Here is a 20,630-nt window from a genome sequence, read left to right as displayed (position 1 = left end):
CATGGACCGCATCGGCCTCGCGATAGCCTCGCGGATCGCCGGATTGCTGGACGTGGAAGGCGAAGACCGTTCGGACCGCCTCGCGATCCTTCCGCTCGCGATCCCGCTCGCTCCGGAGGCGTTCCCCGGTACAGCAGCGTGGCAGTCCGCGAGCCCTGGCATGCGCGCGACGTCTGAGGCGACCCTGTCGCTGCTGGTAAACACGGTCTGCGCACGCGACGTGGTGTGGACGCCCTGGCTCGACGCCTACGTATGGGATGTGATGCGGGATGTGTTCGAGCACGGCGAGGTCGGCAGCTCCGAGGTGTCAGCCACGGACCCGCCGCACGTGGAAGCTGCCGAGGCGCTGCTGCTCGACGCGAGCGCAGAGGACGGGAGGACGCAGGCCTACCGCCGCTACGAGGAGCACCGGGCGCGCGTGAGCGAGCTCGCGGCGAAGGCCGCGGCAGGCGCGCGGGCCAACGCACCGGAAGCCAAGGTCTGGGAGGCAGAGCTCGCGCACGCGCGCGACGAGTGGGAAGTGCTTGGCCAGCGTTCAGCCATCGAGGACGCGTTGGACCTGCTGCGGGTCGCATCTGGCGACCAAGCCGCGCGTGAGTGGCGTGCCGCCCGAGCGGAGCTGACTCCCGATCGGTTCCTGAGCGATCCGGAGTATGGCCCGTATCGCCCGACTGGAGTGCTGCCCCGCAACCTGGATGCGCTGCCGTGGGCACGTGTCACCGTCGCCCCCGATGATCTCGACGCGGCGGCGCGCGATGCGACGGATCGGTTCCCCGCGCTCGCTGCGGATAACGGTGTGGACTCGTCGTCCGCGGGCGACGTCGAGATCTCGTTCGAGGCGGCCGTGATTGATCTCTACAGCTCGTGGCGCAAGCTCGCGCTCCTCGAAGCGCCGGACTGGAGATGGCGATCGCCTCGGAATCCCGTGTCCGATGGACAGGGTGGCGGCGACATGCCCTCGTGCGTCGAGAGCCTCGTGGTGATCCGTGCTCTCGCCGTCGAGTCGAGCGCTCCTGCAGCGCAGACCGCAGTCAAGGAGACGAACCGGTCCCGTGTGGGTCCGCTGATGCTGACGGCGACCAAGGCGGAGCACGCCATCGTGAACACTCCCTTGGCCCGCTCACGAGCCGCGCTGAGGGACATGCGAGCGACACCTGTCCCTCGCGCGACGAGGCGCGACGCCGCGAGCGCGGCGATACGAGTCGGGATCGCGTCTGGCAGTGCCGCCGCCCAAGCTACCGCCGGCGCGCACGCGCCGACACAGCCGATGACCGTGGTGACCGCGGTGCGAGCTCAGACCGCGTCGACCAACGAGGTAGTGCGGGCCCGTCGCAGCTCCACGGTCCTTGGCAGTGTCCGCGACGCGGAGAGCGGAGAGCCGGTCGTAGCCGCGACCGTGATCGCGAGGAACGCGGGCGGCGAGAGCATCGGCAGGACCGAGACCGGCAGCGACGGGAGGTTCACGATGCGCGACATGGCTCGAGTCAGCACCGTCACCGTGTCCACCGATGAGCACCTTCCGCTCGCGCTCGCCTGGTCCACGGCTGCCGGCGCAGACGGCCTCGCTTTCGCGCTCGAGCGCGCGCCCGGCGACCCCCGGGAGGCGTGGCAGCTGGTGGCGGTGATCCGGCGGGACATCCCACGCGCACCTGATCCAGCGGAGGGCATCGTCTTCAACCGGGGAGAGACGCCACACGAGGATGACGAGCCGGATCGGCTCGCCGAATAGAGGGAGGAATCATGAATCTCAAGCTCCATTCCAAGGGCCCCGCCGTCGAACGGCTTCAGCGGCGTCTGGTCGAGATGGGCTTCGACGCGCCGGTCAGCGGCACCTTCGATCACGCCACCAGGGACGCGGTGATGGAATTCCAGACGAGCGCCGGACTTTCCGCTGACGGGATCGCGGGACCGCGGACCGCGCAGGCACTCGGGATGGTCTTCGAGGACGAATCCGCGACAGGTTCACCGACGGCGAATCCTCAACTCAAGCCTCATCAGGTGTCGGACGTCGTCTTCGACGAAGAAGACGTCTTCATCGACAAGGCGCTCAAGGAGGTCATCGAGGACTGCGCCAAGCTCACTGTGGCGAACACGAAGGATGTGCTCGATCAGACTCTCGTGGCCATCAACCAGTTCGAGACGGCGATGGCGCGCGAGCGCGTCGACCGCGCCGACAGCGCCGAGCTGAGCAAGATGGTGTCCGACGCCTTCTGGGCCGGCATCGGGGTGGCGCTCGCGATCGCTTCAGGTCCCGTGGCCACGGCGATCGGTGCGACGGTCATCACCGTCCAATGGTTCGGCACACTGCAGGACACGCTCGTTCGCAAGGCCGAGCAGCAGACGAGCGCCTCAGTGACGGACTGGATCCTCCTCCAGCGGCGTATCATCAGCGAGCAGAAGGAATCGCTGGGCGAGCTGACCGTGCGTGACGTGACGGAGGAGATCGAGACGTTCTACCTCGACTCTGGCGACAAGTCTCGCGCCGTCGACGACATCTTCGCCCGGCGAGACACGCTGAGGTTCGCACCTCGGGCGCCTCTCGAGGACCTCGAGCTCACCACGTACGAGGCATGGATCCGCGCCCACTACATCGGCGTGCGCAACGATGGGCCCGGGTGCCTCGAGTACCGGTTCGAAATCGAGGCCGGGGTACCCGTCTTCAAGTCGCTCAAGGTCGACGCTCCGGAGACCAACGAGGGGAACCTCGGGATCGCCCTGAACTCGCTCTTCCAGAGCGGCAAGCTGACGCTCGCAACGGAACCCATCGACATGTTCGTGAAGAAGCGGATCTTCTTCCGTGCGCCGAAGCTCATCGGCGAGTCGGTCGGCTCCACCGGGTGGCTCGACGAGAAGAACGATGTGCTGCATGTCCCCACGCTCGACGAGGAGGCCGCACGCGTGCTGGAGCGAACCGACTGGCGGCGGCCCGGCGCGCTGTTCAGGTAGGCAGGGGGCCTAGCCGGCCCGCGCAGCCGCTGTCGCCGCAAGGTCCACGCGCCCCGGAAGCCAGTTCGCGCCGAACAGCACCGGCATCCGCAGCGCGAGCGTGACCTCCGCGGTGAACCCATCGGGGGACGACGCGTCCACCAGCACCGCGGCTCCGAGCCCGTCGCGCTCGGCGGAGTCCACGAGCTGGGCGGCCGCAGCCGCGCGCAGCAGGTCCGGATCGAGCGCGACATCGCCCGTGCGGAGGTAGAGGTCCAGGTCGACGCTGTCGGCGGCGGCGAGCGCGACCTCGTCGGCGGCGTGCGCGAGGCGCGAGCGCTGCAGCTGTACCTGCGTCACCGCCATCACGGTGACGAGCGCCGCGAGCAGCACCGCGAGGAGCCCGAGCGTGAGGACGCTCACCGAGCCCGCGTCGTCGCGGGCCCTCACGGCGCGTACCCGTCGACGGGGCTCGACGCGACCGCCTCGATGGTGAGCGTCGCGGGCACCATCGCCTGCACGAACGACGGCACGCCAGGCAACGGCACCTCGACCGCGGCGCGTGCCGAGACGCTCGTGCCCGGCGCAAGGCACGCGCCCTCGCACGTGAGCGCCACCTCGAGGCTCGTGCCCCACCCGAAGTCCTCCGCAACGAGCGCGGCGGCCAGGCTCGCGTCCTGGTGCGCGCCGGCGAGCGCCTCGGCATCGTCCGCCCCTTCCGCGAGCGCGTCGAGACCCGCGACCACGGCGGCGCGTGAGGCGGCCGAGGCGGCGGCCTCCGCGGCGTAGGCCGCGGACTGGATCCGCGTCACCATGACCGCAAGAGCGAGGAGCGGCACCAGCAGGACGAGCGTGAGTGCCACGAACTCGATGCTCGCGGAGCCGTCCTCGCGCCGGGCCGCGGCCCGCGCGTCACGGCGCATCGTCACCCTCCACGAGCGCACGGCCGTTCGCCTCGACAGCACCACCCGTCCAGAAGGACAGCGCGGGGGCCTGCCCCGTCAGCGTGACGCTCACGGTGTCACGGCCCCCGACAGCATCGTGCGCGACGGCGACCTCGACGTCCCTGCCGAGCGACGATGCGGCGCACTCGAGGGCGCGGTCGGCACCCGCATCGTCCCCGAGCCGTGCGACGGCGGCCGTCCGCGCACCCTCCGCGGCGCAGGCCTTCAGCGTGCTGCGCACGTGCGTTGCGAGCACGATCTGCAGCACGGCGATACCGACCGTCACCACCAGCGCGGCGACGAGCACGAACTCGACCACCGCGCTGCCCTGGTCAGGGCCCGGTGACCGACTCAAGAGCGGAGTTGAAAAGGTCGCCGAGCGCGGGCCCCGCGAGCGCCCAGATGGTGGCCACCAGCCCTGCCGTCATGAGCGTCACCAGCACCCAGCCCGGCACGTCCCCGCGATCGTCGCGGAGCGCGTCCGTGATCCTTGTCATGAGTCCCCCCTCGTTCCTCTTCCTGTCATCCGCCCAGCCGCAGCGCCACCAATCCCGGGTACAGCGCGAACAGCACCGTCACCGGCAAGATGAGCAGCACCACGGGCACGAGCATCGCGATCTCACGGCGGCCGCCCTCGGCGAGCAGAGCCTGCCGCTCGCGGTCGCGCACATCCGCCGCCTGCGCGTGCAGCACCTCCGCGAGCGGGCTGCCGCGGTCCATGGCCGTCACCAGCGCGTCGCAGAACGATGCGAGCGCGGGCTCCCCCGCGCGTGCGCCGATGCGGTCGAGCGCGTCCGTGACGGTCCGGCCGGAACGGACCTCGGCGAGCGCTGTGCCGAGCTCGTGGGCGAGCGGACCCGACGAGGTCCGCGCCACGCGGTCGAGCGCAGCGGGCACCGACTCCCCCGCCACCACCGCGAGCGCGAGCATCTCGGCCGTCGGCGGCAGGTCCGCGCGGATCCGGGCGGCGCGGGCCCGCGCGCGGGAGGCGAGCAGCAGGTCGGGCGCCATGGCGCCCGCGGCGGCGCAGGCCCCCGCAACGAGGAGCGCCGGCACCGGCCCCGTGCCACGGGCGCTCGCGAGCCCCAGCCCGAGCAGAAGCCCGACGGCGAGCCCCGCGACGGCGGCGGCTGCGATGCGGACGCGGTGACCCGCGACGGTGGTCGAGGCACCCGCGCGGGCGATCCGCCTCTCGAGCTCCGCGGTGGGTGCTCCCCAACGTTCGACCACGCGCAGCGCGTCGCCGAGGAGCGGCGCCGCGAACCGGCCCGCTCCGCCCCGGCCGCGCGCGGCGTTGCCTCCCACCAGGCGCGGCGCGATCCGCCGCTCGAGCGAGAACCGACGGGCGTGCGCCCAGGACCAGACGAGCACGAGGCCCGCTGCCAGCGCGAGGGCCGTCGCCGCGATCACCGCAGCACCCGCCTGTCGCTGGGCAGGCGTCCGAGCACCCTCATGAGCCGATACGCCCCGGCACACGCCGCCGCTCCCCCGACCAGCACCGCGGCGCCCTGCGGAGAGTCGAAGGCGGTGAGGCCGTCGGGACGCGTCGCGAGCAGGGCAAGCAGCAGCCACGGTGCCGCGACGGCGAGCCTCGCGGCGCTCACCGTCCAGCCCTGCCGGGCCTCGAGCTCGCCCCTGACCCGCGCATCGTCCCTGAGGAACTGGCTGAGCGAGCGCAGCACCGCCCCGACCTCGGTCCCGCCGACGTCGCGCGCGAGGCGCACCGCCTCGACGATGCGGTCGGCGACGGGATCCGCGAGGGATGCCTTCAGGCTGTCGAGGCTTGCGGAGAAGGCCCCGGTCGCGCGGTGCTCCTCCGCGAAGGCCGCGAAGGCGGGGCGCAACGGCTCGGGACCGCGCTCGCCCAGCGACGCGAGCGCCTCCGGCAAGGCCAGGCCCGCGCGGATGCCGGAGAGGAGCATGTCGACGGCCTCGGGCCACGAGCGGCGCAAGCGTGCGCGCCGTGCACGGGCACGGCTCGAGACGAAGGCGACGGGTGCGTAGGCGCCCGCAAGCCCGACGATCACTCCGACGACCGCGGACCCGGTTCCCGTCCACGCGATGAGCGATGCGACCAGCCCCATGCCGAGTGCGGACGCCCCGAAGGCGCCGAGCCTCATCCCCGGCAGTCCCGCCTGGACCAACAGGTCCTCGAAGGACTCGAGGCGGGGCCTGGCCCGCGGGGCGCGTGGCGGCTCCTCCCACCACGACCACCACACGAGCAGCAGCCCCAGCCCGAGCACGAGTCCCAGGACGGCGTCCACGTCAAGCCGCCAGGAGCTCGTGAAGGGGCGCGCCGACGCGCGCGAAGCGGTCCGCATGCGGCGGGAAGCCGGTGCCGCGGGCGAGTCCGCCGCCGCGCGAGGCGAAGATCTCGGACGTCTCGATGACGCCCGACTCGACGCGCCCCGTGACGGCGACGATCTCGCGGACCCGCCGACGCCCGTCGACGTCGAGGCCCAGATGGACCACCAGGTCGATAGCGGCGGCCACCGCGGGCACCACGAAGCGGTCGGACACGTTGTCGCCGGCGAGCAGCGGCAGCGTGCACATCTTGGCGAGCGCGTCACGCGCGGAGTTGGCGTGCACGGTCGACAGGCCTGGCAGTCCAGCGTTGAGAGCGATGAGCAGGTCGAGCGCCTCGGACTCGCGGACCTCCCCGACTACGATGCGGTCGGGTCGCATGCGCAGGGCCTCCTTGACCAGCCTGCGCAGCGTGATCTCGCCGGTGCCCTCGAGCGACGGCTGGCGGCACTGAAGCGCGACCACGTCCCGCAGGGGCAGCGAGAGCTCGAAGACCTCCTCGCACGTGATGACGCGCTCGCGCGCGGGGATCGCGCCCGCGAGCGCGCCGAGCGTGGTGGTCTTGCCGGCCTGCGTGCCGCCCGAGACCAGCACCGTGAGACCCGCGCGCACGGCCGCGGCGAGGAAGCGCGCGGCAGGCGGGGTCAGCGTGCCGAGCGCGACCAGGTCGTCGACATCCGACGCCCGCGCGATGTACTTGCGGATGTTGACCGCCCAGTGGCGCCGCGTCACGTCGGGGATCGCGACGTGGAGCCGCTCCCCTCCCGGCAGCGCGGCGTCGACGAACGGGGAGCTGAGGTCGAGGCGACGGCCGGCGAGCGCGAGCATGCGTTCGACGAGCGCGCGGACCTCCTCCGCTGACAGCAGCACGCTCGTGAGCTCGCTCACCCCGCCACGCGCGACGTACACCTCGTGGGGCGAGTTGATCCAGACCTCCTCGACGCTCGGGTCATCGAGGAGCGGCTGCAGCGGACCGAGGCCGGCGACCGCATCGGTCACGGCGCGCGCGAGGGAGCCACGATCGGGGACGGGTGCGCGTCCGCCGAGCAACGCACGCTCGTCCCACGCGTCGATCGCCTGCGCGACGAGCGCCTCCACCGCGCGAGGATCGCGCGCCGGATCGACTCCCGTGGCGCGGATGCGCGCGCGGACCTCGTCCTCGATCTGCGCGTGCGCCCCGTCCCCCATGGCCGCGACGCTATCCCCATCCGGACAATTGGGACAAGGGGTGTGGAGAACAAAAGTGCTGGCAGGAGGACGATGTGCTGGGGGCGGACTCTACGTGGCACGGCACGTGGTCGCCCGCACCGACGCGGAGGACGGGGGTTCGTTGCGCGGTCCTCGCGCAGTTCCTGCACGAAGGAACGAGGCGGAGGTCGGGCCTCGTCGATGACGGTTGCGCGCATCGGCCCGCGATGCCTGCCCTTCGTGCAGGAAAGGTGCGAGCACCGCGGCACACACATGCCGATGGCGCGGCTTCGCCCGCGCCGCACGCACGTCGGGGCCCGTGCCTAGGCTGGAGGCATGTGCGGCCGCTATGCCAACTTCCTCACCGAGCAGGAGCTCGTCGACGCGTTCGAGATCGCCGTGATCGCGGACGATGCGCGGCTCGCCCCCCGCTACAACATCGGGCCGATGCAGGACACCAGCATCATCGTCGCGCGCAAGGAGGCCGGGAGGTCGCTCGAGGTCGCGAAGTGGGGGCTGGTGCCCTCGTGGGCCAAGGACCCGTCCATCGGCGCCAGGATGTTCAACGCCCGCTCCGAGACCGTCGCGGAGAAGCCGTCCTTCCGCTCGGCCTTCGCCAAGCGACGCTGCATCGTCCCCGCCTCCGGGTACTACGAGTGGAAGACCGTCGACGGGGTCAAGCACCCCTACTTCATCCACACCGAGGACGGCGCTCCCCTGGCGCTCGCCGGGCTGTTCGAGTTCTGGCGCGACAAGGCGCTCGGCGACGAGGCGCCGTGGCTCGCGACCTGCTCGATCGTGACCACCGCCGCGCGCGACGAGATGCAGGACATCCACGACCGGCAGCCGGTGATGCTCCTCCACGACGAGGCGGCCGCGTGGCTCGAGGCGGAGACGAGCAAGGACGACCTGTTCGCAGCGATCGCCGCACCCGCGCCGGAGCTGACCTGGCATGAGGTCGGGCGCGACGTGGGCAACATCAGGAACCAGGGCGAGCAGCTGGTGCTGCCCATCTGAGATCGGCTCAGCCGGCGAGCGTGTTGTCCACCAGCGACAGCGCCGAGGCGATCGCCATGTGCATGTCCAGGTACTGGTACGTGCCCAGCCGGCCACCGAAGTGGACTCCCTGCTCACGCGCCGCGAGCGCCCGGTACGCCTCGACCTTCGCGCGGTCGGCCGGGGTGTTGATCGGATAGTACGGCTCGTCGCCGTGCTCCGCGAAGCGCGAGAACTCGCGGGCGACGATGCTCCGGTCCGCCGGGTAGCGGTCCGCGCGCTCGGGATGGAAGTGGCGGAACTCGATGGTGCGCGTGTGCGGGACATCGGCGTCCGCGTAGTTCATCACCGGGCAGCCCTGGAAGTCGCCCGTGGGCATGACCTCCCACTCGAAGTCGATGGTGCGCCACCCGAGGGCGCCCTCGACATCGGCGAAATACCGATCGAGCGGACCCGTGTAGACCACCGGCACACGCCCCACGGTCGAGTCCCTCGAGACCTCCGAGGCGGGGTCGAGGAAGTCGACGCCCAGCCGCACCTCGATGCGCGGGTGGTCGAGCATGCGCTCGAACCACGCGGTGTAGCCGTCGACCGGCAGTCCCTCGAAGCGGTCGTTGAAGTAGCGGTTGTCGTACGAGTACCGCACCGGCAGGCGCGAGATGATCGACGCGGGCAGCTCCCGCGGATCGGTCTGCCACTGCTTCGCGGTGTACTCGCGGATGAAGGCCTCGTAGAGCGGCCGGCCGATGAGGCGCACACCTTGCTCGTCGAGGTTCGCCGGCTCCCGCTCCCCCAGCTCCGCGGCCTGCCCGCGGATGACCGCGCGCGCCTGGTCCGGCCCGTACGCGGAGCGGAAGAACTGGTTGATGGTGCCCAGGTTGATGGGCATCGGGTACACCTCGCCGCGATGCGTGGTGTAGACGCGATGCACGTACGGCGTGAAGCCGGTGAAGCGGTTGACGTAGTCCCACACGCGCTCGTTGGAGGTGTGGAACAGATGCGCGCCGTAGCGGTGGACCTCGATCCCCGTGTCGGGGTCCGCGTACGAGTACGCGTTGCCGCCGATGTGGTCGCGTCGGTCGATCACCAGGACCTCGCGCCCGAGCTCCGCCATGCGCTCGGCGACGGTCAGCCCGAACAGGCCGGCGCCGACCACGATGAGATCGGTCATGCCATGAATCCTAGAGCGCGTCCGCCGGGCGGCGGCGCGTGACCGAAGGGCGGGCACAGCACACGTGACGCCGTTTTACACTTGTACGGCCGAGGGGCCGCTGAAGGAGTGATGTGTTCAGGATCGGGATCGTCGAGGACGACGCCACGTACCGAGACACGCTCATGCAGCACCTCGCGCGCTACGCCGAGGAGAACTCGCTCGAGTTCGACATCCGCGCGTACCCCGACGGCCGCGAGGCGGTGGCCAACTACCGTCCGCAGTTCGACATCCTGTTCCTCGACGTCGAGATGCCCCACATGGACGGCTTCGACGCCGCGCACCGCATCCGCGAGGTCGACACCGACGTCCTCATCATCTTCGTCACCAACATGGGCCAGTACGCGATCCGCGGCTACGAGGTCGACGCGATGACGTACCTGCTCAAGCCCGTCCCCTACTTCGCCTTCGCGCAGGAGCTCACGCGCTCGCTGGCGCGGCTGCGCAAGCGCGAGACCCGGGCGGTGACCCTCACCATCAACAACTCGGTGGTGCGGCTCGACCCCGCCGAGATCGTCTACGTCGAGTCGGTGAAGCACCGCATCACGGTGCACGGGCTCGACCGTAGCTACTCGTTCTCGGGCACGCTCAAGGCGCTCGACGAGGAGCTCGCGGACATGGGCTTCTTCCGCTCGAACAACTGCTACCTGGTCAACCTGCGCCACGTGAAGCGCGTCGACCAGAACGTGAGCGTCATGGTCGGCGGCGCCGAGCTCCAGGTGAGCCGGCCGCGCAAGAAGGCGTTCATGGACGCGCTCGCGGAGTACGTCGACGGGCAGCGCGCGTGATCGAGGACGCCCTCCAGGACATCCCCCGCGCGCTCACGGCCCTGGCCGAATGGGGCGCGTGCCTGCTCTACATCACGCTCGTGCCCAAGCGGCTGTCGAGGCTGCCCCTCATCGGCGCGCTGATCGTCGGCCTGGGCGTCCTGTGGGGCGTCCAGAAGTTCGCCGGCACCCTCCCGCTGGGCCTGTGGTCGCTCGGCATGGTGCTCGCCGTGGGCGCCATGTACGCGCTCATCCGCGTGTGCGTCGACACGGACTCGAAGGGCGCGGGCGACCTGCTCGCGCGCGCGTTCGTGCTCGGGGAGCTGGTCGCATCGCTCGAGTGGCAGCTGGACCAGCACTTCTTCGGCGGGGACACGTGGGGGTGGGGCCGCTTCGCGCTCATCGTCATCCTCTACGGGACGGGGTTCACGGCCGCGTGGTTCGCGGAACGCCGCAACTTCCCGCCCAACGAGATGATCCCGATCGACGGCCGCATCCTCGCCTCGACGCTGTCGATCGCGCTCGTGACCTTCCTCATGTCGAACCTCAGCTTCGTCACGGGAGACACGCCCTTCAGCGGTCGCGACGGCCCGGAGATCTACTACATCCGCACGCTCGTGGACTTCGCGGGATTCATCGCGCTCTACGCGATGCGCAGCCAGCGCCTCCAGCTCCAGCGCGCCGTCGAGGTCCAGTCGATGAACTCGCTGCTGCGCCACCAGCATCAGCAGTACCTGCGCTCGCGCCAGGAACGCGAGGCCGTGAACGCCAGGTACCACGACATGAAGCACTACATCACGGCGATCCGGAACGAGGCGGACGCGACGGTGCGCTCGGAGATGGTCGACCAGCTCGAGCGCTCGGTCCGCGGCTACTCCGCGATGGCGGTCGACACGGGCAACGCCGTGGTCGACACGATGCTGTCGAGCAAGACCGAGCAGGCGGAGCTCGAGGGCATCACCGTGACGAGCGTGGTCGACGGCGCCGTGGTCGACTTCATGGAGGTCATGGACGTGGTCACGGTGTTCGGCAACGCGCTCGACAACGCGATCGAGGCGACGTCCCGCGTCAAGGACCCCGAGCAGCGCCTCATCCGCGTCGCGGTCTACCGCCAGGGCCACTTCGCGCTCGCGCGCTTCGAGAACTGGTTCGGCGGCTCGCTCACCCTGGTCGACGGCCTCCCCGCGACCACCAAGGACGATGCGCACCACCACGGCTACGGCCTCAAGAACATCCGCCAGGTCGCCGAGCGGTACGACGGCAGCCTCACGGTGACCGCCGAGGACGGCTGGTTCATCCTGCGCCTCTTGGTCCCCATCCCCGACTGATGCGCTGGCTCACCGTCCTCGCCGCCGGCACCGCCGCGACGGCCGCCCTCACCGCCTGCGGCACGTCCGAGCCCGCCCCGACCGCGACCCTCACGGGCCCCGAGGTGGTCGCCAGCGCATCGTCCCCCACGGGCTACGAGGTGACGTTCCGCCTCGACGCGCCCGACGCGGAGGCCGTGTGGCTCGCGGGCGACCTGTACTTCACCACGCCGGCGGACGTGGGCCTGGCCGGCTCGAGCCGCTCGTGGCTGGGCGCCGACTGGTCCGAGGGCGACGTCAGCGCGCCTCCGCTCGCCGAGGACCTCGCGGAGATGACGCGCAGCGAGGACGGCATCTGGACGCTCACCACGGCAGTCCCCGCGGGGCTGTGGAACTACGGATTCGTCACGCGCGAGTGCTCGATCGTGCTGCTGTGCACGGTCGAGGCGGACCCCGCCAACCCGGCGCCCCTCGCGGGCGATCCTGCGGCGACACAGTCCTGGTCCCAGCTGTTCGTGCCGGTCGACGATGCTCACCCCACCTACGACGCGGAGACCCAGCTGCCCGTCACGGCCGAGGACCGCGGCACCGTCGAGACCCGCGCCTACCCCTCGGGCATCTCGGTCGATCCCGCCGGGGAGCACGCGCTGGGCGTCTACCTGCCCGCGGGCTACGACCCCGACCGCGCCGAGCCGTACCCCCTGCTGGTGCTGTCGCACGGTGCCGGCGGAGACGAGGCCTCGTGGTGGGTCGAGGGCGGAGCGGCGCAGCAGCTCGACCACGCGATCGCCGACGGCGTCATCCCGCCCGTGGTCGCCGTCACCACAGCCTTCGAGGGCCTCTCCGCGGAGGGGATGGCGGACCCCGACTTCTGGGAGCTCTACACCGCGGAGCTGGTCGACAGCGTGCTCCCCTATGCCGAGGCGGAGCTCAACGCGACCGCGGATCCCGCGCAGCGCGCCTTCGCCGGCCTATCGATGGGAGCGCGGCTCAGCGAGCACCTGCTGCTCACGCAGCCCGACCTGTTCGGCTCCTACGGCATGTGGTCGATGCCCGCCGCCGTGGCGAGCACCGCCGCCGCCGAGATCACCGACGAGGACCTCGCGGTCGCCGCGACGGCTCGCGCCGTGCACCTGGGCACGGGCGCCGAGGACGCGCTCGCGCCGGCACCGGAGGACGTCGAGGACCTCGCGGCGACCTATCGTGAGGCCGGCCTCGACGCCACGACGTACGCGACGCACGGCGGCCACACGTGGTGGGTGTGGCGCCAGATGCTCGCCGACTTCCTCGCCACCACGGCCTTCGGCGGCTGACGCATCGTCCCTCGCGAGATCAGTTGAGCTGGAGCGCCCACGACGCGCCGCGGTAGGCCGCGACGGTCGCCTTGCGGCCGGGCTTGCCGGGCAGGTGCACGATGCGCCCGAGCGCGCCGCGCCGCAGCTGCCGGTAGACCTCCGGGTCGTCGAAGTGGAGGTCCTGCCACAGCGCCACCTTGCGCGCGAAGTCCTCGTCGCGGCCCGAGCGCAGGAGCATCGTCGACGAGATCACGCACACCACCTGCAGGTGGTGGAGCAGGTACTTGTACAGCGCCGGCGGGACGTCGTAAGGGCTGACCTCGACGTCCATGAGCAGGCGGTTGACCTTGAGCTGCTGGTCGATCCGGCGGATCATCACGGCCTCGTTGACCGACTGGTCCGGCCGCCCGATGAAGTACCGGTAGAGGTCCACGTCGAGGTAGTACATCGACGTGACGTGCAGCAGAGGCTGGTAGACGTAGAGGTTGTCCACGTAGAACGTGTGCTCCGGCAGGCGCAGCCCCGACTCGCGCAGCAGGCCCGTGCGGTACACGAGCGAGTGCATCATCAGGAACTGCCCGGTGCGGAAGCGCCCCACCTCGTCCCAGCCGAACACCTTGCCCTGCGGGAGCACGTTGCGGTACCGCACGGCACGCTTGCGGCGCCGGCCCACCTTCTCGTACACGAAGTTGCTCAGCACCAGGTCGAGCTCGTCCTCGCCCGCGAAGCCTCGCAGCGTGTCGAGCAGCGTCGCGAACGCCTGACCGTCCACCCAGTCGTCCGCGTCGACCACCTTGAGGTAGCGGCCGCGGGCGATGTCGATGCCGACGTTGATGGTCGAGCCGTGGCCCCCGTTGGGCTTGTGGACCGCCCGGACGATGCCGGGGTGGGCCGCCTCGTAGCGGTCCGCCATGTCCCCCGTGCCGTCGGTCGAGCCGTCGTTCACGATGAGGATCTCGATGTCGGTCTCGCCGATCAGCAGCGAGTCGACGCAGCGCTCCAGCCATCCCTCAGCGTTGTACGAGGGGACGACCACCGTCAGGGTGGGGTGCATGGTGGGGTCCTCTACGCGTCCTTGTGCTCGTCCCGCGTCGCGTCGGCGCTCTCGCGCTCGGTGACCGCGGCGGGGACCGGCGCAGAGCCGGCCGTGCCTACTTCGGTGGCAACGATAGCCGCCTCGGGCTGGGACCCCTGACCGTCCTGGTCCTGCTCGGGCACCTGACGGAAGATGAGCTTGAAGATCGGGAAGAAGACCCAGAAGGAGATCGCGGAGTTGATCACCATGGTGGTGACGTCCGCCACGGTCTCGCCCGTGGTGCCCCATCCGAGGGTGTTGATGAAGAAGTCGTACAGCGGCGCCTTGTAGAAGCCCTGCGCGGCCGCCGCCACGAACGTGATCGCGACGTAGGCGATGAAGTACCACATGGCCGCGATCCACGGCGAGGTGTTCGACTTGAACGTGATGTTGCGCTGCAGGAAGAAGTTGATGATCTGCGCGATCGCGAGGGTGATCTGCACCGACAGGAAGTAGGCGAGACCGCCGCCGCCGCCGTCGCCGATCGCGCCGGCCGGGTAGTCGAACATGAAGTACTGCGAGCCGTCGACGTTCGAGCCGACCGGGAACACCTGGAAGGTCGTGTTGAGGAGCTCGGTGCTGTCGAGCCACGAGCGCAGGATCGGCATGAGCGCGAGCTGCAGCGCCGTGACGGCGTTCGAGAAGACGAAGAACATGAGGAACTGGGCCGTGTTGGGACGGCGCTCCTCGAAGCGGCGCCACATGCGGATCAGGGGCTGGAACATCGTTGCTCTCTCTCGAAGGTCGATCAGGCGCCGGTGCGCACGGAGTCGGTGGACGGGGTGGGGCGCTCGGCGGACTCCGCGAGCTCGGCGGCGAGGCGCTTGCCGGTGCGGGCGCCGCGGAAGAAGCCGCCGATGAGCCCGCCGATGCCGGCGAGGTGGCGGCCGTTGACCATCGTGACGATCGAGTCGACCATCTCCATGGACACGGCGCCGTTGGTCATCTTGCCGATCGCGCGGAACGGCATGTTGTACAGGAAGTACAGGTTGAGGTCCGGCTTGCCCTTGCGCTCCGAGCGCGCGATGAGCGAGCGCAGCACCTTGGCCGCGAGGCGGGCCAGCGGGCTGCGGGCCTCGTGCATCGCGAGCAGCGGCGAGTTGGCCTCGAGCACGCGACGGCCGCCCTCGAGCTCCGGCAGGCGGCGGCCCAGCAGGGTCGCGAACTCGGCGTCCGTGATCGCGCCGACGGCGCCCGTGGCGTAGGGGGCCGGCGCCGGGTCGGCGTCCGCATCGGCGGCGCGACCGGCGACCTCGAGGTGGGCGAAGGCGCGGATGTCCTCGACCGAGGCGCCGATGCCGATCCAGTACTCGCCGGCCTCGACGGCCCACGAGTCGTTCGCGACGGAGAAGTGGCGGAACGTGTACTCGTCGAACGGGATCGTGATGGTGGCGCTCTCCCCCGGCGCGAGGCGCGCCTTGTGGAAGCCCTTGAGCTCGCGTGCCGGGCGGTGCACGCCCGCGGAGACGCGGCCCACGTACAGCTGCGCGACCTCGGCGCCCTCGACCGCGCCCGTGTTGGTCACGGTGAACGTCGCGCCCTCGGCATCCACCGTCACCTCGCCGTACGCGAAGGTCGTGTAGCTCAGGCCGTAGCCGAACGGGAACAGGACGGGGACCTCGGCGGTCGAGTAGTAGCGGTAGCCCACGTACAGGCCCTCGCGGTACTCGGCGCTCGTCTCCTTGCCCGGGTAGTACGGGTGCGAGGGGTTGTCCTCGAGGTGCAGCGGGTACGTCTCCGCGAGGCGTCCCGACGGGTTGACGGCGCCGGTGAGGACGTTGACGGTCGCCTCGGCGCCCGCCTGGCCGCCCAGGTAGCCGTGCACGATCGCGCGGGCGTCGTCGATCCAGGGCATCTCGACCGCGGAGCCCGCGGACAGCACCACGACGATCCGGTCGGTCGACTGGCGCAGACGGTTGAGCAGCTCGACCTGGTTGAGCGGGAGCTCCATGTGCGTGCGGTCGTTGCCCTCGGACTCGCTCGTCTCGTCGAGCCCCAGGTAGAGCAGCACCACGTCGGCCTCGCGCGCGGCGTCGACGGCCTCGGAGGCGAGCGCCTCGTCCGCGCCGCCGGTACGGCGGAAGCCCTGCGCGTAGCGCACCACGGCGAGCGGCGAGCCGTCGAGCGCCTCACGGGCCGTCGACAGCTGTGTCGGGTTCACCAGCGAGGAGCCGGCGCCCTGGTAGCGGGGGGTCTCGGCGAAGTCGCCGATGACCGCGACGCGCGTGCCGGCCGCGAGGGGCAGCAGCGCGTCGTCGTTCTTGAGCAGGACCTGGCTCGCCTCGGCGACGCGGCGCGCGAGCTCGTGCTCGGCCTGCGCGTCCACCTTGCGGGCGAGCGAGGGGTCGATGCGGTCCACGAGCGTGCGCATCTCCGCGACTCGCACGTCGAGCTCCGCCTCGGTGAGCGTGCCGGCCTCGACGGCCGCGAGCAGCTGACGGGCCGAGTCGAGACCCGGCGAGGGCATCTCGAGCGTGCCGCCGGCCTTGACGGCCGCCTCGGCGTCGTTCGAGCCGCCCCAGTCGGAGACCACGGCGCCGTCGAAGCCCCACTCGTCGCGCAGCACGTCCTGCAGCAGGTGCGGGTTCTCGTGCGCGTAGACGCCGTTGACCTTGTTGTAGGAGGACATGATCGCCTTGGGCGCCGCCTCCCGCACCACGATCTCGAAGGCGGTGAGGTAGATCTCGCGCAGCGTGCGCTCGTCGACCACCGAGTCGCTCGCCATGCGGCGGTGCTCCTGGCTGTTGGCCGCGAAGTGCTTGGGGCAGGCCGAGGCGCCCTGCGACTGGATGCCGCGCACGTATCCGGCGGCGAGCTTGCCCGACAGGTACGGGTCCTCGGAGAAGTACTCGAAGTTGCGGCCGCACAGCGGCGAGCGCTTGATGTTGAGGCCGGGGCCCAGCACCACGTCGACGTCGAGCGCCGCGGCCTCAGCGCCGAGCGCCTCGCCGATCTGCTCGGCGAGCGACACGTCCCACGAGTTCGCGACGGTCGCGGCGGTCGGGAAGCACGTGGCCGGCGCGGAGCCGTTGATGCCCAGGTGGTCGCCCGAGCCGAGCTGCTTGCGGATGCCGTGAGGGCCGTCCGAGAGGTTGAGCGCGCGCAGGCCCACGCGCGGCACGCTGCGGGTCTCCCAGACGCTCTCGCCGCTCAGGAGCGCGGCCTTCTCGAGCAGGGTGAGCTCGTCGGTCATGGTGGCGGTTCCTTCCTTGACGGCGGCGTGGCCCGCACGGGCGGCGAGACCGCCTCGCGTGCGAGCGGACGATGCAGCCGCGGCCTCGGTACGGGCCTCGGCCCGGTGGCTCTCTCGGCTGGTCATCGCAACTCCGTTGTTCTCGTCGACGACCCGCGCGGTCCGCGGGTCGATGCCGTCAGTCAATTAAGCCGTGTCGTGCGAGCGTTCACAGGCGGTCCTGCACAACCTGCCCGATGGGCCGCACGTTCTGTCGGGGACATGCCGCGCGCGCCGCATCGTCCCAGGTCCCGACCCCTGCCGGCGGGCACAAGAGAAGGCCCGAGGCGCTGATGCGCCTCGGGCCTGGGGTGGTGCCGGGCCCGCCATCGCGGGGCCCGGCACCGGGGGGTTCTCAGCCGATGTCAGCCATCGGTGGGGGTTGCGGGGACCGCACGGTGACGGCGCACGCGGCGCACCACCATGAAGATCCCGGCGAGGACCAGCAGGCCCACCACCACGGTCGACACGATCTGGATCACGACCCAGGTCGGCGGGGTGTAGTCGACCTCGGCGCCCGGGGCGAGCCCGTCCATCGCGTTCGAGTTCGCGACCGTGAACAGGATGTTGTGGGTCGCGTTGCGGATGTCCGTCACGGCCTTGGCCGACGAGGTGTCGCCGAAGGACTTCGACGGCTGGAACGTCAGCGTCAGGTCCGTGCCCGCCGAGATGCCCTGGTTCGGGTTCATGTACGGGTACAGGTTGAAGTCCGAGATCACGAAGCCCTCGAAGCCCCACTCGTCGCGCAGGACGTCGGACAGCAGCGCCTCGCTGCCGCCCGCCCAGGTCCCGCCGATGCGGTTGAACGAGCTCATCACGCCGCCGGCGCCGATGGTCGTCTCCGCGACCGTGCCGTCCTCGTCCGCGATGTACTGGACGTCCATCGTGATGTCCTTGACGGCCATCTCGAAGGGCTTGAGGTAGACCTCGCGGATGGTCTGCTCATCCGCCACGGAGGCGATGCCGTTGTTGACGCGGTTGTCCTCCTGGTCGTTCAGCGCGAAGTGCTTGAGGGTGACGTACACGCCCTTCTCCGCCACGCCGTTCGCCACGGCGGTGCCCATGGCGCCCGAGAGGAGCGCGTCCTCCGAGTAGTACTCGAAGTTGCGGCCGGCGAACGGCGAACGGTGCATGTTCATCGCGGGCGCGTACCAGCCGTTGATTCCCTTCTGCAGCGCCTCCTCGCCGAGCATGCGCCCCATGGCCGCGCCCATCTCGACATCCCACGTCTGAGCGATGAGGACCTCGGACGGGTAGGCCACGCCGTTGATCGACGAGTTGATGAAGGACGAGAAGCCGGCGGGGCCGTCGGGCTCGAGCGTGGTCGGCTTGGCGATCGAGCCGATCGCGGCAGTCTGGTACGCGCCGTTGAGCAGCATGTCGGTCATCTCGTCGACCTTGAGCGAGTCGAGCAGCTCGTCCCACTTCGGGTCGTCCTTCGCGAGGCCGCGCAGGTCGATCAGCTGGAGGTCGGACTTGGCACCGGTCGTGGGCTTCTCGCCCTCGAAGGCCTCAGCGGCGGCGTCGTAGTCCCAGGCCTCGAAGCCCTCGACCATGGTGTCCGAGGCGATGAGCGCGTCGCCCTCGGGGGCGGTCGGGAACGTGCCCGCGAAGTCCGCACGGGACATCAGCTGGATGTCGCCGCCCATGGTGGTGAACTCGGAGGAGACGTCGTCGAACTGGTTCGTGACCTCGGTGAGGTCCGAGGCACGGTGGTTCTCGCCGGAGTAGACGATGTCCGAGTCGACCGTGTAGGTGAAGGGCTCGGTGCCCTCGGCCACGTGGTGCGAGTCGGTCTGGACGGTGAGCGAGTAGTCGCCGGCCTCGAGGACGTACGCGGCGTTCTCGAGGTAGTCGTAGGACGCCATGTCCTCGACCGCGAGCTCGAGGGTCACGGACTCGGAGGCGCCGGGGGCGATCTCACCGGTCTTGGCGAAGTCGCCGAGCACCACGGAGGACTTCTCGATGCCGCCGGGCGTGTAGGGGGCGGAGTAGTACAGCTCCACCACGTCGCGGCCCGCGACGTCACCGGTGTTGGTGACCTCGACGGTGACCGCGATGGTGCCGTCGACGTCGCCCGCCTCGGTGCCGGTGATCTCCCACGCGAAGTCGGTGTAGCTCAGTCCGTAGCCGAACGGGTACACCACGGCGTCGTCGTAGTCGATGAAGCCCTCGACGGCGGCGGTCTCGTAGTACCGGTAGCCGAAGTAGATGCCCTCGGCGTAGTTGACGAACGGCGCGTCGGAGGTGACGGTCGCGTTCGACGTCGCCGACTCGGTCACGGAGACCGGGTAGTGCGCCTCGATGTTCGAGTAGACGAAGTCGCCGAAGTTCGGGAAGGTCGGGTCCGCGGTGAAGTCCGCGGCCCAGGTGTCGACGGTGCGACCCGACGGGTTGACGTCGCCCGAGAGGATCCCGCCGAGCGCGTTGAAGCCGGTCGCACCGGGCGAGCCGGCGAGGATGATCGAGTCGATCTCGTCGTCGTTCTGGAGGGCGCCGAGCTCCATCGTGGTCGAGGCGTTGACCACCACGACCACGGTCTCGAAGTTCTCCTTCGCGAGCGCGATGAGGTCCTTCTCGTCCTGGTTGAGCTCGAGCTGGTGCTCGCCCTCCTGGGCGCGCGGGTCGACGTTGTCGTCGTTCGCGATGTCGAGCATGTCGGTGGCGAGGTCACCGCCCTCGCCGCCCGGACGGGCGATGAAGACCACGGCGGCGTCGTCGTAGTCGGCGAAGGTCGAGACCTGCGACTCGTACTGGTCCACCGGCATCTCGCCGATGTCGTAGGTCGAGTCGAGCGGAAGGTCCATCTCGACGTGGCCGCGCTTGTTCGCGTCGTCCTGTGCGAAGGCGTCGATCGCCTGGTACATCGCGTCGTTGATCGAGAAGCCGGCGTTCTCCAGGCCCACGCGGGGCGTGATGGCCGAGTTGGTGTCGACCGAGCCAGAGCCCGAGCCGCCGAACACCGGGTCCGCGGCGGCGCGGCCCAGCATCGTCACGGCGGCGCCCGAGTCGAGCGGCAGCGCGTCGTCCTGGTTCTTCGCGAGGACCATGCCGCCTGCGGCGATCTCCTCGACCAGGTCCTTGGCCGCAGCGTCGACCTCGTCGATGTCCGCGTAGTCGGACTCGTAGTACGAGGTGTCCCAGCTCGCGGACTCCTCCGAGTTGGTGAACTCGTAGGTGCCGTTGCCGAACTGCGAGGCGACCCAGCCGCCCGCGATGATCAGGCCCATGTTCGCCACGATGGTCAGCGCGACCACGAATGACAGGACAGGGATCCAGATCGACAGGTATGCCTTGTTGGACATCCGCTTCTTGGGTGCGGCGTCCTTCCTCGGGCGTGCGTTCACTACAGGGTCTCCTTCACAGCTTCATGGGGTGCGGCGGCGC

General features: G+C 70.4%; 18 protein-coding genes. 6 read left to right on the top strand and 12 right to left on the bottom strand.

The annotated features are described in order from the left end of the window. Position 1 precedes the first annotated feature (1 nt). Positions 2-1,729 (top strand): carboxypeptidase-like regulatory domain-containing protein, encoded by a 1,728-nt coding sequence (locus AOM06_RS02475; RefSeq protein ID WP_062302176.1) that lies wholly within the window; start codon positions 2-4, stop codon positions 1,727-1,729. Between the two features lie 11 nt (positions 1,730-1,740). After that, complete coding sequence (locus AOM06_RS02470) at positions 1,741-2,946, top strand: peptidoglycan-binding domain-containing protein (RefSeq protein ID WP_062302173.1); 1,206 nt, start codon at positions 1,741-1,743, stop codon at positions 2,944-2,946. Between the two features lie 9 nt (positions 2,947-2,955). Here AOM06_RS02470 and AOM06_RS02465 read toward each other — a convergent pair whose 3' ends face one another. From AOM06_RS02465 to AOM06_RS02440, 7 genes are read right to left on the bottom strand one after another with little or no spacing between them, the layout of a single operon-like run. After that, the gene (locus tag AOM06_RS02465) at positions 2,956-3,375 is read right to left on the bottom strand and encodes a pilus assembly protein TadG-related protein (RefSeq protein ID WP_062302170.1); all 420 of its coding nucleotides are present in this window, start codon (positions 3,373-3,375) and stop codon (positions 2,956-2,958) included. Continuing rightward, complete coding sequence (locus AOM06_RS14905; RefSeq protein ID WP_062302168.1) at positions 3,372-3,848, bottom strand: hypothetical protein; 477 nt, start codon at positions 3,846-3,848, stop codon at positions 3,372-3,374. Before AOM06_RS14905 ends, AOM06_RS02465 begins: the two co-directional genes overlap by 4 nt. Beyond that, positions 3,838-4,224, bottom strand: coding sequence for a TadE/TadG family type IV pilus assembly protein (locus AOM06_RS02455; RefSeq protein ID WP_082105241.1), 387 nt, complete (start codon positions 4,222-4,224; stop codon positions 3,838-3,840). Before AOM06_RS02455 ends, AOM06_RS14905 begins: the two co-directional genes overlap by 11 nt. Then, a complete protein-coding gene (locus tag AOM06_RS14900) occupies positions 4,202-4,366 on the bottom strand; it encodes a hypothetical protein (protein ID WP_169747709.1) in 165 nt (54 codons plus the stop codon). Before AOM06_RS14900 ends, AOM06_RS02455 begins: the two co-directional genes overlap by 23 nt. Positions 4,367-4,391: 25 nt before the next feature. Beyond that, positions 4,392-5,279: a type II secretion system F family protein gene (locus tag AOM06_RS02450; protein WP_062302162.1), complete on the bottom strand. Its 888-nt coding sequence runs from the start codon at positions 5,277-5,279 to the stop codon at positions 4,392-4,394. Next, positions 5,276-6,133: a type II secretion system F family protein gene (locus tag AOM06_RS02445; RefSeq protein WP_062302159.1), complete on the bottom strand. Its 858-nt coding sequence runs from the start codon at positions 6,131-6,133 to the stop codon at positions 5,276-5,278. The genes AOM06_RS02450 and AOM06_RS02445 overlap by 4 nt, the downstream gene beginning before the upstream one ends. Before the next feature lies 1 nt (position 6,134). Continuing rightward, entirely contained in the window at positions 6,135-7,361 is a 1,227-nt protein-coding gene (locus tag AOM06_RS02440) for a TadA family conjugal transfer-associated ATPase (protein ID WP_062302156.1), read from the bottom strand. Between the two features lie 336 nt (positions 7,362-7,697). Here AOM06_RS02440 and AOM06_RS02435 point away from each other — a divergent pair, with 336 nt between their 5' ends. Continuing rightward, a complete protein-coding gene (locus AOM06_RS02435; RefSeq protein ID WP_062302153.1) occupies positions 7,698-8,378 on the top strand; it encodes an SOS response-associated peptidase in 681 nt (226 codons plus the stop codon). Positions 8,379-8,385: 7 nt separating this feature from the next. Here AOM06_RS02435 and glf read toward each other — a convergent pair whose 3' ends face one another. Then, positions 8,386-9,528 (bottom strand): UDP-galactopyranose mutase, encoded by a 1,143-nt coding sequence (glf, locus tag AOM06_RS02430; protein ID WP_062302151.1) that lies wholly within the window; start codon positions 9,526-9,528, stop codon positions 8,386-8,388. Between the two features lie 113 nt (positions 9,529-9,641). Here glf and AOM06_RS02425 point away from each other — a divergent pair, with 113 nt between their 5' ends. Genes AOM06_RS02425 through AOM06_RS02415 form a run of 3 tightly spaced genes read left to right on the top strand, consistent with a single transcriptional unit; the run spans position 9,642 to position 12,954 of the window. Further along, entirely contained in the window at positions 9,642-10,355 is a 714-nt protein-coding gene (locus AOM06_RS02425) for a LytR/AlgR family response regulator transcription factor (RefSeq protein ID WP_082105239.1), read from the top strand. Continuing rightward, positions 10,352-11,662, top strand: a complete 1,311-nt coding sequence (locus AOM06_RS02420; RefSeq protein WP_062302149.1) for an ATP-binding protein — start codon at positions 10,352-10,354, stop codon at positions 11,660-11,662. Before AOM06_RS02425 ends, AOM06_RS02420 begins: the two co-directional genes overlap by 4 nt. Further along, entirely contained in the window at positions 11,662-12,954 is a 1,293-nt protein-coding gene (locus tag AOM06_RS02415) for an alpha/beta hydrolase-fold protein (protein WP_062302147.1), read from the top strand. Before AOM06_RS02420 ends, AOM06_RS02415 begins: the two co-directional genes overlap by 1 nt. 19 nt (positions 12,955-12,973) lie before the next feature. On the opposite strand, the gene AOM06_RS02410 is transcribed toward AOM06_RS02415, so the two are convergent. From AOM06_RS02410 to AOM06_RS02395, 4 genes are all read right to left on the bottom strand, one after another. Continuing rightward, on the bottom strand, positions 12,974-13,990 hold the full coding sequence (locus AOM06_RS02410) for a glycosyltransferase family 2 protein (protein WP_062302145.1): 1,017 nt from the start codon (positions 13,988-13,990) through the stop codon (positions 12,974-12,976). Between the two features lie 11 nt (positions 13,991-14,001). Continuing rightward, entirely contained in the window at positions 14,002-14,736 is a 735-nt protein-coding gene (locus AOM06_RS02405; protein WP_228372821.1) for a GtrA domain-containing protein, read from the bottom strand. 23 nt (positions 14,737-14,759) lie between these two features. Continuing rightward, positions 14,760-17,330: a glycoside hydrolase family 3 C-terminal domain-containing protein gene (locus AOM06_RS02400; protein ID WP_228372820.1), complete on the bottom strand. Its 2,571-nt coding sequence runs from the start codon at positions 17,328-17,330 to the stop codon at positions 14,760-14,762. A gap of 278 nt (positions 17,331-17,608) precedes the next feature. Further along, positions 17,609-20,548: a glycoside hydrolase family 3 C-terminal domain-containing protein gene (locus AOM06_RS02395; protein WP_082105250.1), complete on the bottom strand. Its 2,940-nt coding sequence runs from the start codon at positions 20,546-20,548 to the stop codon at positions 17,609-17,611. Between the last annotated feature and the right edge of the window lie 82 nt (positions 20,549-20,630).

Origin of the sequence: Demequina subtropica (genome assembly GCF_000971235.1) — a bacterium.
Classification (GTDB): domain Bacteria; phylum Actinomycetota; class Actinomycetes; order Actinomycetales; family Demequinaceae; genus Demequina; species Demequina subtropica.
The sequence above is the reverse complement of the archived record's forward strand: the minus strand, read 5'-3'. Positions and strand labels throughout refer to the sequence as shown.